Genomic DNA, 15,335 nt, shown 5'->3' with positions numbered 1-15,335 from the left:
CTCACCGCTTGGCGGCGACAAGGGAATACATTACGCCGAACCACCCACCCCCGCAAACCACACCCACCCCCGGGCGTGTCGCACCCCGACACCACGCCCACACCGGTACACCACGCCCGCCAGCGCACGCCCGCCAGTGCACAACATCCCCGCCCGTGCACGACATCCCCGCCCGTGCACGACATCCCGGCCCGTGCACGACATCCCGGCCCGTGCACGACATCCCGGCCCGTGCACGACATCCCCGCCCGTGCACGACACGCACACAAGTGCACCGCACACACGCACCGCCATCCACCACGCGCACCGCTGAGCACCACCTGCACCGGAAGCGCACCACCGGACGCCACACACCCGAAGCCGCCCGCACCGCCGCGCCCCGGCCGTCGTGTCCCAAGCGGCGACGCCTCCTCGCCCGGTGCGTGACCCCTCCAGTGCACGGCACGCCCGCCAGTGCACGGCATACACGCCGATGCACGACACGCACTCCAGTGCACCGCACACACGCACCGGCATGCACCACACGCACCGCTGAGCACCACCTGCACCGGAAGCGCACCGGCGGACGCCGCGCGATGGAAGCCGCCCGCACCGACGTGCTCCCGCCCTCGCGCCCCCAGGATGCGACGCCCGCTCGCCCGGATGCGAGACCCTTCCAATGCACGGCTCAGCCCCTGATGCACGGCACGCACACCGATGCACGGCACGCGAGCCGGTGCAACGCACACACGCACAGGCATCCACCACACGCACCGCCATGCACCGCGCGCACCGCTGAGCACGCCGCGCACCGAAAGCCGCGCACCGGAAGCAGACCACCGCCCCCACCACCCACCGCCCCGGGCATCCCCCGGATGCGCCGAAGGGCGCGCCCCCGGAGGAGGCGCGCCCTTCGGCACGGATGGTCGGCGTCAGCCGACGAACAGGCCGGCGAGAGCCTTCTTGCCTCGCCGCAGCACCGAGACCGAGCCCGGCAGCGATCCGCTCACGGTCGCATCGTCCGATTCGACCTTCGCCCCGTCGAGTGACACGCCGCCCTGCGCGATGGCGCGGCGCGCCTCCGACGCCGAGACGACGAGCCCCGTCGCGACGAGCGCCTCCACGACCGTCGTGCCGGTGGCGACGTCGGCGTGCGGGAGCTCCCGCAGCGCGGACCCGAGCGTCTCCGCATCGAGCGCGGCGAGATCGCCCTTGCCGAACAGCGCCTCCGAAGCCTCGATCGCCGACTGCGTGGCCGCGGCACCGTGCACCGTCGTCGTCACCTCGAGCGCGAGGCGCTTCTGCGCCGCGCGGCGGAACGGCTCCGCCGCCACGAGCTCGGCGTACTCGTCGATCTCGGCGCGGCTCAGGAACGTGAACACCTTGAGCCGCGCGATGACGTCGGCGTCGTCGGTGTTGAGCCAGAACTGGTACATCGCGTAAGGGCTGCACATCGCGGCGTCGAGCCAGATGGCGTTGCCCTCGCTCTTGCCGAACTTCGTGCCGTCGCTGTTCGTGATGAGGGGCGTGCCGATGGCATGCACCGATCGCCCCTCGACCCGGTGGATGAGGTCGGTGCCGCTCGTGAGGTTGCCCCACTGGTCGCTGCCGCCCGTCTGCAGCACGCAGCCGTACTGGCGGAAGAGCTCGAGGAAGTCCATGCCCTGCAGGATCTGGTAGCTGAACTCGGTGTAGCTGATGCCGGCGTCGGAGTTGAGCCGCGCGCTGACGGCGTCCTTCTTCAGCATCGTGCCGACGCGGAAGTGCTTGCCGATCTCCCGCAGGAAGTCGATCGCCGACAGCGGCGCCGTCCAGTCGAGGTTGTTGACGATGCGCGCGGCGTTCTCGCCCTCGAAGCTGAGGAACCGCTCGACCTGCGCCTGCAGCTTCGACACCCAGTCGGCCACGGTCTCGGGGGTGTTGAGCGTCCGCTCCGCCGTCGGGCGCGGGTCGCCGATGAGGCCCGTGGAACCCCCGACGAGCCCGAGCGGGCGGTGGCCGGCGAGCTGGATGCGGCGCATCGTCAGCAGCTGCACGAGGTTGCCGAGGTGCAGGCTCGGCGCCGTCGGGTCGAACCCGCAGTAATACACGATCGGCTCGCCCGCGAGCAGCTCGCGGAGAGCCTCCGGATCGGTCGACACGTGCACGAGGCCGCGCCAGACGAGCTCATCCCAGATGGTCTCGAAAGAGGGATCGTTCGTCTGCACGGCAACGGGGGTTGCGGGTACAGTCATGCCCTCCAGCCTAGGGCGTCGCGGTCGACCAGCCGTGCGCGTCGCCGCCGCCGGAGCCGCGCCCGGCCCTCAGAGCCCGAGCGCGTGGGCGACGGCCTGCGTGCGCGCGACGAGCTCGGCGCGCTGCTCCGCGACGCGCACCGGCGCCGTGCCGCCGACACCCGACCGGGAGGCCACGGATCCCTCGATCGACAGCACGGACCGCACCTCGGGCGAGAGGTGCGGCGACACGGACGCGAGCAGCTCGTCGGAGGCGTCCTCCAGGCCGATCCCCTGCTCCTCGCACGCGCGGACGAGCGCGCCCGAGATCTCGTGCGCATCGCGGAACGGCACGCGCTGCTTCACGAGCCACTCGGCCACGTCGGTCGCCAGCGAGAAGCCCTCCGGCGCCAGTGCGGCCATCCGCTCGGTGTCGAAGCGGAGCGTCGCGACCATCCCCGTGAACGCGGGGAGCAGCACCTCGAGCGTCGCGATCGAGTCGAAGACGGGCTCCTTGTCCTCCTGCAGATCGCGGTTGTAGGCGAGCGGGAGGGCCTTGAACGTCGCGAGCAGCCCGGCGAGGTTGCCGAGCAGGCGCCCCGACTTGCCGCGCGCGAGCTCGGCGATGTCGGGGTTCTTCTTCTGCGGCATGATGCTCGACCCCGTCGAGTACCCGTCGTCGAGCGTCACGAACCCGAACTCGCGCGTGTTCCAGAGGATGACCTCCTCCGCGAGACGCGACAGGTCGATGCCGATCTGAGCGGCGATGTACGCGAACTCCGCCACGACGTCGCGCGCGGCCGTGCCGTCCATCGAGTTCTCCGCGGGACGGTCGAGGCCGAGCTCCCGCGCGACGAGCGCCGGATCCAGGCCCAGCGTCGAACCGGCGAGCGCTCCCCCGCCGTACGGCGAGACCCCCGCGCGGGCGCGCCAGTCGCGCAGGCGCTCCAGGTCGCGCACGATGGGCCATCCGTGCGCCTGCAGATGGTGGGCGAGCAGCACGGGCTGCGCGTGCTGCAGGTGGGTCCGGCCGGGCAGGATGGCCGTGGCATGCGCCTCCGCCTGCGCGACGAGTGCGTCGACGAGCTGGACGAGCTCGCGCGCGATCACCGCCGCGTGGTCGATGAGGTACAGGCGGATGAGCGTCGCGATCTGGTCGTTCCGGCTGCGGCCGGCGCGCAGCCGTCCGCCGAGCTCCGCGCCGACCTCGTCGAGCAGCGCCGTCTCGAGAGCGCCGTGCACGTCCTCGTCGGATGGCCGCGGCTGCAGCGCGCCCGTGCGCACCTTCTCGGCGAGCGCGTCGAGGCCCGCGTGCATCGCGGAGGCCTCGTCGGCGGTCAGATACCCCGCCGCCTCGAGCGCCGTCGCGTGCGCGTGCGAACCGCGGATGTCGTAGAGCGCGAGCTGCCAGTCGAAGTGTGTCGAACGACTCAGCTCCTGCAGCTCGGGGCTCGGCCCCCCTGCGAAGCGTCCGCCCCAGAGGGCGCCCTCGTTCGTCCCGCGCGTCTCGCCTGTGCTCACCCAACCAGCGTAGTCGGCGCCCGCTCCCGGCCCGAACCCGCCGAGACCAGCCCTGGTCGTCGACACTCCTGCGGGGAACGCTGGCTTCGACGACGGACGCTAGTCTCGGCGGTCTGCACCGGGCACGAGCGTGCGGGAGAGCCATCCGATCGCCGCTTCGAGAGGCCCGCGGCCGACGAGCAGCGCCCACAGCGTGCACCCGATGACGGTGGCGATCGTGAGGGGCCAGAACGGCTCGGTCGCGCGGAACGCGACGAGGTCCGAGCCGAGCTGCAGCACCGTCGGCTCGGGCTGCAGCACGGCCCACGCCACGAGCTGGGCCGCGTATGCCGTGAGCGGCATCGAACCGACCGCGCGCAGCGGCCACAGCAGCCATCTCGCCGGGGTGCGGCAGACGAGCAGGCACGCCCCGATGACGGCCATCGCGACGCCGCCCGATCCCAGCGCCTCGGCGACGCCGCTGGAGTGCGCATCCGCGGACAGCGCGAACGCCCAGGCGCCGTCCGACGGCACGGCCTCCCTCCACGGCGCGAGCGCACCGTACCCGAGGAGCGCGAGTGCGGTTCCGATCAGCACGAGCGAGAGCGCCGTCGACGCCCGGTCGAGCGCCATCCGGCCGATGCCGAGCCCGGCGGCCACGAACGCGATCCACAGCACGAACGGGTAGTGCCAGCCCGTGACCTGGACGAGCACTTCGCCGAGGGGCGTCGCCGGTCCGCCCCCGCTCGACAGGGCCCACAGCAGGAACGGCGCGACGAGGGCGACACCGCCGGCGATCGCGAAGAGCGCGGGCGCGCCGAACCGCATGAGCGGCAGCGCCAGCAGGAAGAGGATGCCGTACGCCGGCAGGATCACGTACACGGGGGTGTCGAGCGCGATGAGCGCGATGCCGACCGCCCAGACGCTGACCGCGCGGACGGCGATGCGTCCGCGTGCGACGCGCAGCCGCTCCCCCGCGACGGGGTGCGCTCCCCCGGAGACGAGGGCGAGCGAGACGCCGGCCAGCGTCGCGAACAGGATGGACGAGCGTCCGTTGACGACGTCCGACCACGTCGCGGGGTCATCCCAGGAGAGGTCGGCGGTGTCGAGGAGGTGCGCGGCGAACATGCCGATCACCGCGATGCCGCGCGCGAGGTCGATCCCGGCCGCGCGGTCGGACCCGTCGAGCCGCGCCCGACGGGTCCGGATCCAGGCCGTCAGGCCGCCTGGCGCAGCAGCCACACGAGGAGGGCCTTCTGCGCGTGCAGGCGGTTCTCCGCCTCGTCCCAGATGACGCTCTGGGGTCCGTCGATGACGGCGGCGTCGACCTCGTAACCGCGATCGGCGGGGAGGCAGTGGATGAAGATCGCCTCGTCGTCGGCGAGGGCCATGAACTCGGGGGTGACCTTGTACTCGCCGAGATCGCGCAGCCGGGCGAGCTTCTCCTCCTCCTTGCCCATCGACACCCACGTGTCGGTCACGACGACGTCGGCGCCTGCCGCCGCCTCGAGGGGATCGGTGAGGAGCGTGACCGATCCCCCGGTCTGCTGCGCGATGCGGTCGGCGTCGGAGACGATGGCCTCGCGCGGCGCGTAGTCGACGGGCGAGGCGATCCGCACGTGCATGCCCGCCATCACGCCGGCGAGCGCGTACGAGTGCGCCATGTTGCTGCGGCCGTCGCCGAAGAACGACAGCGTGAGCCCCTTCAGCTCCCCCTTGTGCTCGCGGATCGTGAGCAGGTCGGCGAGCAGCTGGCAGGGGTGGAAGTCGTCGCTGAGCGCGTTGACGACGGGCACGCGCGTGCCCTCCGCCATCTGCTCGAGGCCGCTCTGCGCGTAGGTGCGCCACACGATCGCCGCCACCTGGCGCTCCAGTACCCGCGCCGTGTCGGCCGGCGTCTCCTTGCCGCCCAGCTGGCTGCTCGCGGTCGTGATGATGAGCGGCGTGCCGCCGAGGTCGGCGATGCCCACCGCGAACGACACGCGCGTGCGGGTGGAGGACTTGTCGAAGATGACCGCGACCGTCTGCGGGCCCGCGAGGGTCTTGTCCGCCCAGCGGTCCTTCTTCAGCTCGGCGGCGAGGTCGAGGATCTCGGCCTGCTCGGCGGGCGTGATGTCGTCGTCGCGCAGGAAGTGGCGGGTCATGCGGGGGTCTCCGTCGGGGTCGGGATGGTGGTGGCGACGGCGGCGAGCGCCTCGCGGAACAGGGACAGGAACTCGGCCACCTCGTCGTCGCCGATCGTGTAGGCCGGGGCGATGCGGATGACGTCGGCCGCGGGGGCGTTGACGATGAGCCCGCGCTCGTGCGCGGCCTGGCGCACCTCGTTCGCGACGGGCGAGCTCAGCACGATGCCGATGAGGAGGCCGGCGCCGCGCGTGCCGGCGACGAGCGGCATCCCCTCGACTCCCGCGCGCAGCTCGGCGCCGCGCGCCGTCACGTTCGCCAGCAGCCCCTCCGACTCGATGTGCCCCAGCACGGCGTTCGCCACGGCGCTCGCGAGCGGATTGCCCCCGAACGTCGAATTGTGCGTGCCGGGGTAGAACAGGTCGCTTGCGGCGCCGAAGGTGATGAGCGCGCCGAGCGGGAACCCGCCGGCGATGCTCTTCGCGACCGTGACGGCGTCGGGGACGATGCCCTCGCGCTGGAAGGCGAACCAGTCGCCCGTCCGGCCGGAGCCCGTCTGCACCTCGTCGAGGATGAGCAGAGCGCCGTGCGATGCGGTGAGCTCGCGGGCCCGCGCGAGGAACCCCGCCGGCAGCGGGACGACACCCGCCTCGCCCTGGATCGGCTCCGCGATGAGAGCGACGACGGAGTCGTCGAACGCGGCCTCGAGAGCGTCGATCGTCGCGTCGATCGCCGTGATGCCCGGCAGCACGGGCTCGAACGGATCGCGGTAGGCGGCCTTCGGCGTGATCGACAGCGCCCCCATGGTTCGCCCGTGGAAGGCGCCGTTCAGGACGAGGATGGTCGACTTGCCGGTCGCGCCGCCGTGCAGACGCGCGAGCTTGATGGCCATCTCGTTGGCCTCGGTGCCCGAGTTCGCGAGGAAGACGCGGCCCTCGTCGCCCGTCCCCGCGAGGCGCTTCAGGCGCGCGGCGAGCTCGAGCTGCGCGGGGCTCGCGAAGTAGTTCGACACGTGCGACAGCGTCGCCGCCTGCCGTGACACGGCGTCGACGAACACCGGATGGGCGTGGCCGAGGCTGTTGACGGCGATGCCGCCGAGGAAGTCGAGGTAGCGACGCCCGTCGGCGTCCCAGACGGAGGATCCCTCGCCGCGCTCGATCAGCGCGAGGCGCCCGCCGAGGCTCATGAGATCGCGCGTCGCGTCATCCTGCCAGGTGGTCACGAGGCCACCACCTCCGTTCCGATTCCCTTGCTGGTGAACAGCTCGACGAGCACCGAGTGCGGCACCCGTCCGTCGATGATGGCGGCCGTCGGCACGCCGCCGTCGACCGCGTCGAGGCACGCCTGCATCTTCGGGATCATCCCCGACTCGAGACGCGGCAGCATCTCCCGCAGCTCCCCCGCCTTGATGTGCGAGACGAGCGAGTCGCGGTTGGGCCAGTCGGCGTAGAGCCCCGGCACGTCGGTCAGCACGACGAGCTTGCGGGCGCCGAGGGCGACGGCGAGGGCGGATGCGGCGGCGTCGGCGTTGATGTTGAGGGTCTGTCCGAGGTTGTCGAGATCGGGCGCGACGCCCGCGACGACGGGGATCCGGTCGGCTGCGAGCTGGTCGAGCACGGGCGTCGGGTCGACCCGCACGACGTCTCCCACACGGCCGAGGCTCTCCTCGACACCGTCGATGTAGACCCCGCGCCGACGGCCTCCGAAGAGTCCCGCGTCCTCGCCGGAGACGCCGACGGCGAAGGGGCCGTGCGAATTGATCTTCGCCACGAGCTGCGGGTTGATCTGGCCGGTGAGGACCATCCGCACGACCGAGATCGCCTCGGTGCTCGTGACGCGGTAGCCGCCCTTGAACTCGCTCGGGATGGCCAGCCTGTCGAGCATGCTGGAGATCTGCGGTCCGCCGCCGTGCACGACGACGGGCTTGATGCCGACGTAGCGGAGGTAGGCGATGTCGGCGGCGAACGCGTCCTGCAGCTCCTCCGAGATCATCGCGTTGCCGCCGTACTTCACGACGACGATCTGGTCGCGGTACTGCTTGAGCCATGGCAGCGACTCGATGAGGGTGGACGCCTTGAAGGACGCCTCCTCGGGGCTCGTGTCCTGGAGGTCGATGGGTGTCATGAGGAGTACGCGCTGTTCTCGTGGACGTAGTCGTGCGTGAGGTCGTTGGTGAGGATGGTCGCGGTCGCCGTGCCGACGCGCAGGTCGATGAGCACGTGCGTGTCGCGCGTCGACAGGTCGACGTCCTCGCGGGGCCGGTCGGGGCCGCCCTGCGTGCAGACGCGCACGCCGTTCATCGAGACGTCCACGTCGTAGGGGTCGAACTCGGCCTCGGTCGTGCCGATCGCGGCGAGCACGCGACCCCAGTTCGGGTCGTTGCCGAAGATGGCCGCCTTGAAGAGGTTGTTGCGGGCGACGGAGCGCCCGACCTCCACGGCGTCCTCCTCGCTGGCGGCGCCGACGACCTCGATCGCGATGGCGTGGCTCGCTCCCTCTGCGTCGGCCTGCAGCTGCCGCGCGAGATCGGCGCACACGCCCGCGAGCGCGGCGGCGAACTCCTCGGGATCGGGGGTCGTCCCGGAGGCACCGCTCACGAGCAGCGTGACCTGGTCGTTCGTCGACATGCAGCCGTCGGAGTCGAGCCGGTCGAAGCTCACGCGCGTCGCGGCGCGCAGGTGCGCGTCGGCAGCCGGCACGTCGAGCACGGCATCCGTCGTGAGGACGACGAGCATCGTCGCGAGCCCGGGCGCGAGCATCCCCGCGCCCTTCGCGATGCCGCCGATGGTCCATCCGGATCCCTCGTGCACGGCGGTCTTCGGCACCGTGTCGGTCGTCATGATCGCGCGCGCCGCGTCGGCGCCCCCGTCGGCGCTGAGGGCCGCGACGGCCTTCGCCGTGCCGTCGAGGACCTTCGCGCGGAAGACCTCGTCGCCTGTGCCGATGAGGCCCGTCGAGCACACCTGGATGCCGACCGCGCCGACGCCGAGGAGCTCGGCGGCCTTCTCCGCCGTCTGGTGGGTCGTCTGGAAGCCGAACGCTCCCGTGAAGCAGTTCGCCCCTCCCGAGTTCAGCACGACGGCCTCGATCGCGCCGCCCTTGATGGCCTCCTGCGACCAGAGGATCGGGTTGGCCTTCGCGCGGTTCGACGTGTACACGGCGGCTCCGACCTTGAGCGGTCCGCGGTTGACGACGACGGCCACGTCGGGCTTGCCGGTGGACTTGAGCCCGGCGGCGACGCCTGCCGCCTCGAATCCTGCGGGTGCGGTCACGCTCACGGCGCCACTCCGTTCACGGTCAGTGCGCGGCTCTCCGGGAGGCCGAGCGCGATGTTCATCGACTGGATGGCGGCGCCCGCCGTGCCCTTGGCGAGGTTGTCGACGGCGCCCACGACGACCACGCGGTTCGCGGCACGGTCGATCGCGAGGCCGATGAGCGCGGTGTTCGCGCCGATCACGTCGGCCGTGCGCGGCATCTGGCCCTCCGGGAGGAGCTGCACGAAGGTCTCGTCGCCGTAGGCGTCCTCCCACGCCCCGCGGATCTGCGCGTCGGTCGCGCCGTCCGCGATGGGCGCCGTCGACGTCGCGAGGATGCCGCGCGACATCGGCACGAGGACGGGCGTGAAGGAGATGCGGATGTCGCCCGTCGCGCCGGCTCCGCGCAGCGCCTGCCGGATCTCGGGGATGTGCCGGTGCGAGCCGCCGACCGCGTACGGGTTCGCCGTGCCGAGCAGCTCGGCGCCGAGGAGGTTCGTCTTGAGGCTCTTGCCTGCTCCCGACGGCCCGACGGCGAGCACGCTCACGATGTCGGAGGCGTCGACGACGCCCGCGGCGACTCCGGGGGCGAGGCTCAGCGCGACGGTCGACGCGTTGCAGCCGGGGGCGGCGATGCGCGTCGCGCCGACGAGCCGCTCGCGCTGCTTCGCCCCGTCCACGACGAGCTCGGGCACGCCATAGGTCCACGGCTCGTGGAAGGCTCCTCCGTAGAAGGCCGCCCAGTCGTCGGCGTCGGTCAGCCGGTGGTCGGCGCCGCAGTCGATGACGAGCGCGGCGTCGCCGAGCGCGTCGGTGTACTGACCCGACTGGCCGTGCGGGAGGGCGAGGAACACGATGTCGTGCCCCGCGAGCTTCTCCGGGGTGGTCTCCTCGAGGACGAGGTGCGACAGCGAGCGGAGGTGCGGCTGGTGCTGGATGAGGGGCTGTCCGGCGTTCGAGTGCGCGGTGACCGTGCGGATCTCGATGTCGGGGTGGTCAGCGAGCAGGCGGAGCAGCTCGCCGCCGGCATAGCCCGAAGCGCCGGAGACGGCGACCGAATACGACATGACTTCTACCTTATTGTCCGTGAGCGGGGGCCGGAGACGGCGACACCGGTCGACGGACCGCGCGGGCGCGCGGAGATCTCGCGGTGTCGCCTAGATTCGGCGGCCGCGGAGACGTCGGGGCGCGACGGCGGTGCTCGGAGGGAGCACCGGAGCGGTCGCGGGCGAGGTCATGGGATGACGGTAGCACGGGCGGGACGGCTCACCGCCCCGCCCGTGCCGCTCAGCGCAGTCCGAGCTGCCGCGTCGGGACGCGGAAGGTCTCGCGGGCGGTGAGCGCCGAGGTGGCGGCGACCACCGCGATGACGGCCGTGAAGATCGACGTCGGGATCCAGCCGTCCTCGCCGAGGCCCCCGAGGGCCGTGACGATGGACGGCGCGAACCCGGCCATGAGGAAGCCGAGCTGCGTGCCGATCGCGAGGCCCGAGAAGCGCACCTTCGAGGAGAACATCTCCGCGTAGAAGCTCGGCCAGACGGCGTTGGCGGCGGCGTACCCGCAGGAGAACACGAGGATCGACAGCGCGAACTGCAGCGCGGGCGCGTCGACCTGCATCGACTGCAGGTAGAACGGCATCACGGCCGCGGCCATGAGGGCGCCGTAGATGAAGACGGGCTTGCGGCCGATGCGGTCGGCGAGCATCCCGAAGAGCGGCTGGGTGAGGAGCGCGACGGCGTTGCCGACCACGACGAGCCAGAGCGCGGTCGTCTCCGAGAGCCCGCCGACCTCCTTGCCGTACGAGATCGCGAGCGTGCCGTACACCGTGGACACGGCGGCGATCGTCGCGCACAGGACGACGCGCAGCACGTCGCGCCAGTGGTCGCGCAGGAGCACGCCGAGCGGCAGCCGAGCGATCTCGTTCTTGCGCTTGTTGGCCTCGAACTCGGGCGTCTCCTCGAGCGTGCGGCGGATGAAGAACGCGACGACGACGATGACGGCGGACAGCCAGAACGGCACGCGCCATCCGATGCTGTACTTCACGTCGTCGGGCAGCGCGGAGACGGGGATGAACGCCATCGCCGCGAGGATCTGGCCGCCCTGCGTCCCCGTGAGCGTCCACGACGTGAAGAACGACCGGCGGTCGTCGGGGGCGTGCTCGAGGGTGAGCGACGACGCGCCGGCCTGCTCCCCCGCCGCCGACAGCCCCTGCAGCAGACGCGCGAAGACGAGGAGGATCGGCGCGAGCCATCCCACCTGCGAGAAGGTCGGGAGGCACCCGATGAGGAATGTCGCGAAGCCCATCGTGAGGAGCGTGAACATGAGCACCTTGCGGCGGCCGATGCGGTCGCCGAAGTGGCCGAGGAACACGGCACCGACGGGGCGCGCGATGTAGGCGAACCCGAACGTCGCGAGCGACATGATGTACGCCGACGTGCCCGTGTCGGGGAAGAAGATGTGCGGGAAGATGAGCGCCGCGGCCGAGCCGAAGATGAAGAAGTCGTAGTACTCGACGGCGCTGCCCATGAACGAGGCCACGGCGGCCTTGACGGGCGTGCGCTGCGCGGCGATCACCGTCGTCGTCGACGGCCCGGACCCCGTCGGCACGCCCTCGCTGTGATTCGTCATTGTTCTCCTTTGAACCGAGTTGCGCGGATTGCGCACACATGTACGTATTCCGTACACTCCACTGTAGCGCCATCACGCCCCCGTGCAAAGGAGTCGGAATCGTGAGCACCCTGCAGGAGTCGTTCCTCGTCGGCCTCATCGGAGACGGCGTCGATCCATCCCTCACCCCGCCCATGCACGAGCGCGAGGGCGACGCACAGGGCGTCCGCTACCTCTACCGGCCGATCGACCTCGGCCGCATCGGCCGGGCGCCCTCCGATGTCGGCGACCTGCTGCGCGCCGGCCGCGACCTCGGGTTCACGGGGTTCAACATCACGCACCCGTGCAAGCAGCTCGTGCTCGCGCACCTCGACGAGCTGTCCGACGATGCGCGCCGACTCGGCGCCGTCAACACGGTCGTCCTCCGCGACGGGGCGTCCGTCGGCCACAACACCGACTTCTCCGGCTTCGCGGGGGCGCTGCGCGACGGCCTCCCCGGCGCCGATCTCGCCGACGTGCTGCAGGTCGGCGCGGGAGGCGCGGGATCCGCCGTCGCCTACGCCCTGCTCTCGTCCGGCGCGCGGCGGCTCGTCATCGCCGACCTCGACGGTGCGCGGGCCGCGTCGCTCGCCGACACGATGCGCGCCCTCTTCCCCGACGCGGACGTCGTCGCGGGCACGGCCGAGGCCGATGCCATCCGCCGCGCCACGGGCGTCGTGCAGTGCACGCCGATCGGCATGCACCACCATCCCGGCACGCCCATCGACCCCGCGCTGCTCTCGCCTGCGCAGTGGGTCGCCGACGTCGTCTACCGGCCCGTGGAGACCGCTCTCGTGCGCGCCGCACGCGAGCGCGGATGCCGCGTGCTCGACGGCGGGCGGATGGCCGTGGGCCAGGCGGTCGACGCGTTCCGCCTGTTCACGGGGCGCGAACCCGATGCCGAGCGGATGCGTGCCCACTTCCTCGCGATGATCGAGGAGGGGCGCTGATGCGCACGTCGATCGCGACCGTCTGCCTGTCGGGCACGCTCGAGGAGAAGATGCACGCCTGCGCCGCGGCGGGCTTCGATGGCATCGAGATCTTCGAGCAGGACCTCGTCGTCTCCCCGCTGTCGCCCGAGGAGATCCGCGCCCTCGCCGCGCGGCTCGGGCTCTCGCTCGATCTCTATCAGCCGTTCCGCGACGCCGACGGCGTCACGGAGGACGTCTTCCAGGAGAACCTGCGGCGCGCCGAGACGAAGTTCCGCCTCATGAACCGCCTCGGCATCGACACGATGCTCGTGTGCTCGAACGTCGCGACCATCACGATCCACGACGACGACGTCATCGCCGGCCAGCTCCGCCGCCTCGGCGAGCTCGCGCAGCGGCACGGCGTGCGAATCGCCTACGAGGCGCTCGCGTGGGGCACGTACGTGAGCACCTACCGCCATGCGCAGCGCATCGTCGAGCTCGCCGGCCATCCCGCCGTCGGAACATGCCTGGACAGCTTCCACATCCTGTCGCGCGGCGACGATCCATCGGGCATCGAGTCCATCGACCCGGATCGGATCTTCTTCGTCCAGCTCGCCGACGCGCCCGCCCTCACCATGGACGTGCTGTCGTGGAGCAGGCACTACCGGCTGTTCCCGGGGCAGGGCGTGTTCGATCTTCCGGCCTTCCTCGCGCACCTCGTGCGGGCGGGCTACGACGGACCGGTGTCGCTCGAGATCTTCAACGACACGTTCCGGCAGTCCGACGCCGTCGCCACGGCACGCGACGGCCTGCGATCGCTCCGCTGGCTGCAGGACAGGGCGGCCTCCGCCCTCGCGGGCGATCCGCCGCAGCGGATGGCGCTCGACGCGCTTCCGCCGACCCCCGCACCGACCCGGCTCGACTTCGCGGAGATCCGCACCGAGGAGCCGGAGGCGGTCGCCCAGCTCCTCGACCAGCTCGGCTTCTCCTTCCGCGGGCAGCATCGCCGCAAGCCCGTGCAGCTGTGGACGCAGGGCGACGCGCGCATCGTGCTCAACGGCCAGCAGGCGCGCGGCGTGGCGGCGTCGATCTCCGCCCTGGGCGTGCAGAGCGCCGACCCGGACCGGGCGCTCGAGAGGGCGCTCGCCCTCCAAGCGGTCGCCGTCCCCCGTCATCACACCGCCGACGAGGCGCCCCTGGTCGGCGTCGCCGCCCCCGACGGCATCACCGTGTTCTTCTCCCCTGCCTCCGACGACCCGGTCTGGACGGCCGAGTTCGGCCCGGCGCCGACGGCCGACGCCGGGCGCATCCGCGGCATCGACCACGTGAACCTCGCCCAGCCGTGGGATGCCTTCGACGAGTCCGTCCTGTTCTACGACGCCGTTCTGCAGCTGCGCTCGCGTCCGTCGACGGAGGTGCCGAGCCCCGTCGGGCTCGTGCGCAGCCAGGTGCTCGAGAGCGGCGGCATCCGGCTCGCCCTCAACATCGTGCCGCAGGTGCTCGACACGGCCAGCCGCTACCCCGAGCACATCGCCCTCGCCACCGACGACGTCGTCGCGGTCGCCCGCGCGGCGCGGGACGCGGGCATGGAGTTCCTCGCCGTGCCCGACAACTACTACGAGGACCTCGCGGCACGGTACGCGCTCCCGGACGACCTGCTCTCGACGCTGCGGGAGCTCGACCTCCTGTACGACAGGGACGACGACGGCGCGTTCCTGCACTTCTACACCGCGACCGTCGGCAGGATGTTCTTCGAGGTGGTGGAGCGGCAGGGCGGCTACGACGGGTTCGGGGCGCCCAACGCCGCCGTCCGCCTCGCCGCGCAGTTCGAACGGACGCGCCGCCAGCCGGCCGCGCGTCGCTAGGAGGTCCCCGTGTCAGACGACCGCGATCCGGCCTACTTCGTGAAGTCCGCGGAGAAGACGCTCGCCGTGCTGCTCGCGTTCCGTGCGACGCAGCCGCGTCTCACGGTGACGCAGGTCGCCGAGGCGACCGACCTCACCCGCGCGGCCGCCCGACGTTTCCTGCTCACGCTCGTCGACCTCGGCTACGTCGCGACGGACGGCCCGGCCTTCGAGCTGACGCCGCGCGTGCTCGACTTCGGTGCGGGATTCCTCGCGGGGCTCGATCTGCCGAAGATCGCGCATCCGCACCTGACGGCGCTCGCCCACCGGCTCGACGAGTCGGCGACGCTCAGCGTGCTCGACGGCGACGAGGTCGTCTACATCGCCCGCGTCGCGGCGCCGCGTCTGCATTCCGTCACCGTCAACGTCGGTCGGCGGCTCCCGGCGTGGGCGACGTCGATGGGCCGCGTGCTCATCGCGGCGCTGCCGGACGAGGCGCGCGCTGCCCTGCTCGACCGCGTGGAGGTCCGGCCGTTCACCGACCACACGATCTCGACGCCCGCCGAGCTGCGGACAGAGATCGCACGGGTCGGGGCGCAGGGATGGAGCTTCGTCTCGCAGGAGCTCGACGACGGCCTGCGGGGGCTCGCGGTCCCCGTGCGCCGCGGCGCCGACGTGCTCGCGGCTCTCAACGTCTCGGTGCACGCCTCGCATCTGCGCGGCGCGTCGGTCGACGAGCTCGTGCCCGACCTGCTCGCCTGCGCCGAGGCGATCGGCGCCGACTACGGCGGGCGCGCGCTCGCCTGACCCCGGGAGCACCCCGCCTGGACGTGCGAGCGTCCTGTGCCCGCCCGGCTTCCCGGG

The 15,335-nt window shown here is 72.0% G+C and carries 12 protein-coding genes; 3 read left to right on the top strand and 9 right to left on the bottom strand.

What is annotated here, in order from left to right; translation table 11 throughout:
* Window positions 1-911: 911 nt before the first annotated feature.
* From tyrS to ACWGPF_RS16580, 9 genes are all read right to left on the bottom strand, one after another.
* Window positions 912-2,213 carry a tyrosine--tRNA ligase gene (gene tyrS, locus ACWGPF_RS16620; RefSeq protein WP_452333843.1) on the bottom strand — a complete coding sequence of 434 codons (1,302 nt, stop codon included), beginning with the start codon at window positions 2,211-2,213 and terminating at the stop codon, window positions 912-914.
* Window positions 2,214-2,282: 69 nt separating this feature from the next.
* Window positions 2,283-3,713 carry an argininosuccinate lyase gene (gene argH / locus ACWGPF_RS16615; RefSeq protein ID WP_452333842.1) on the bottom strand — a complete coding sequence of 477 codons (1,431 nt, stop codon included), beginning with the start codon at window positions 3,711-3,713 and terminating at the stop codon, window positions 2,283-2,285.
* A gap of 99 nt (window positions 3,714-3,812) precedes the next feature.
* A complete protein-coding gene (locus ACWGPF_RS16610) occupies window positions 3,813-4,934 on the bottom strand; it encodes a heparan-alpha-glucosaminide N-acetyltransferase domain-containing protein (RefSeq protein WP_452333841.1) in 1,122 nt (373 codons plus the stop codon).
* Entirely contained in the window at window positions 4,910-5,836 is a 927-nt protein-coding gene (gene argF / locus ACWGPF_RS16605) for an ornithine carbamoyltransferase (protein ID WP_452333840.1), read from the bottom strand. Before argF ends, ACWGPF_RS16610 begins: the two co-directional genes overlap by 25 nt.
* A complete protein-coding gene (locus tag ACWGPF_RS16600) occupies window positions 5,833-7,002 on the bottom strand; it encodes an acetylornithine transaminase (protein ID WP_452333845.1) in 1,170 nt (389 codons plus the stop codon). Before ACWGPF_RS16600 ends, argF begins: the two co-directional genes overlap by 4 nt.
* A 32-nt stretch (window positions 7,003-7,034) precedes the next feature.
* Window positions 7,035-7,940: an acetylglutamate kinase gene (argB, locus tag ACWGPF_RS16595; RefSeq protein WP_345439859.1), complete on the bottom strand. Its 906-nt coding sequence runs from the start codon at window positions 7,938-7,940 to the stop codon at window positions 7,035-7,037.
* Window positions 7,937-9,094 carry a bifunctional glutamate N-acetyltransferase/amino-acid acetyltransferase ArgJ gene (gene argJ / locus ACWGPF_RS16590; protein ID WP_452333839.1) on the bottom strand — a complete coding sequence of 386 codons (1,158 nt, stop codon included), beginning with the start codon at window positions 9,092-9,094 and terminating at the stop codon, window positions 7,937-7,939. Before argJ ends, argB begins: the two co-directional genes overlap by 4 nt.
* Complete coding sequence (argC, locus tag ACWGPF_RS16585; protein ID WP_452333838.1) at window positions 9,091-10,137, bottom strand: N-acetyl-gamma-glutamyl-phosphate reductase; 1,047 nt, start codon at window positions 10,135-10,137, stop codon at window positions 9,091-9,093. Before argC ends, argJ begins: the two co-directional genes overlap by 4 nt.
* Window positions 10,138-10,357: 220 nt before the next feature.
* Window positions 10,358-11,596 carry an MFS transporter gene (locus tag ACWGPF_RS16580; RefSeq protein WP_452333844.1) on the bottom strand — a complete coding sequence of 413 codons (1,239 nt, stop codon included), beginning with the start codon at window positions 11,594-11,596 and terminating at the stop codon, window positions 10,358-10,360.
* A gap of 203 nt (window positions 11,597-11,799) precedes the next feature.
* Here ACWGPF_RS16580 and ACWGPF_RS16575 point away from each other — a divergent pair, with 203 nt between their 5' ends.
* Genes ACWGPF_RS16575 through ACWGPF_RS16565 form a run of 3 tightly spaced genes read left to right on the top strand, consistent with a single transcriptional unit; the run spans window position 11,800 to window position 15,278 of the window.
* On the top strand, window positions 11,800-12,666 hold the full coding sequence (locus tag ACWGPF_RS16575) for a shikimate dehydrogenase (RefSeq protein ID WP_452333837.1): 867 nt from the start codon (window positions 11,800-11,802) through the stop codon (window positions 12,664-12,666).
* Window positions 12,666-14,492: a TIM barrel protein gene (locus ACWGPF_RS16570; protein WP_452333836.1), complete on the top strand. Its 1,827-nt coding sequence runs from the start codon at window positions 12,666-12,668 to the stop codon at window positions 14,490-14,492. Before ACWGPF_RS16575 ends, ACWGPF_RS16570 begins: the two co-directional genes overlap by 1 nt.
* A gap of 9 nt (window positions 14,493-14,501) precedes the next feature.
* The gene (locus ACWGPF_RS16565) at window positions 14,502-15,278 is read left to right on the top strand and encodes an IclR family transcriptional regulator domain-containing protein (protein WP_452333835.1); all 777 of its coding nucleotides are present in this window, start codon (window positions 14,502-14,504) and stop codon (window positions 15,276-15,278) included.
* Window positions 15,279-15,335 lie beyond the last annotated feature (57 nt).

It is taken from the genome of Microbacterium sp. NPDC055683 (assembly GCF_053617895.1).
This window is presented reverse-complemented; position numbering and strand designations above follow the sequence as displayed.

Excerpts from the sequence above, each read along its gene's own strand:
- argF (WP_452333840.1), bottom strand. The coding sequence starts at position 5,836 with ATGACCCGCCACTTCCTGCGCGACGACGACATCACGCCCGCCGAGCAG.
- tyrS (WP_452333843.1), bottom strand. The coding sequence starts at position 2,213 with ATGACTGTACCCGCAACCCCCGTTGCCGTGCAGACGAACGATCCCTCT.
- argC (WP_452333838.1), bottom strand. The coding sequence starts at position 10,137 with ATGTCGTATTCGGTCGCCGTCTCCGGCGCTTCGGGCTATGCCGGCGGC.
- ACWGPF_RS16580 (WP_452333844.1), bottom strand. The coding sequence starts at position 11,596 with ATGGGCAGCGCCGTCGAGTACTACGACTTCTTCATCTTCGGCTCGGCC.
- ACWGPF_RS16570 (WP_452333836.1), top strand. The coding sequence starts at position 12,666 with ATGCGCACGTCGATCGCGACCGTCTGCCTGTCGGGCACGCTCGAGGAG.
- ACWGPF_RS16600 (WP_452333845.1), bottom strand. The coding sequence starts at position 7,002 with ATGAGCCTCGGCGGGCGCCTCGCGCTGATCGAGCGCGGCGAGGGATCC.
- argB (WP_345439859.1), bottom strand. The coding sequence starts at position 7,940 with ATGACACCCATCGACCTCCAGGACACGAGCCCCGAGGAGGCGTCCTTC.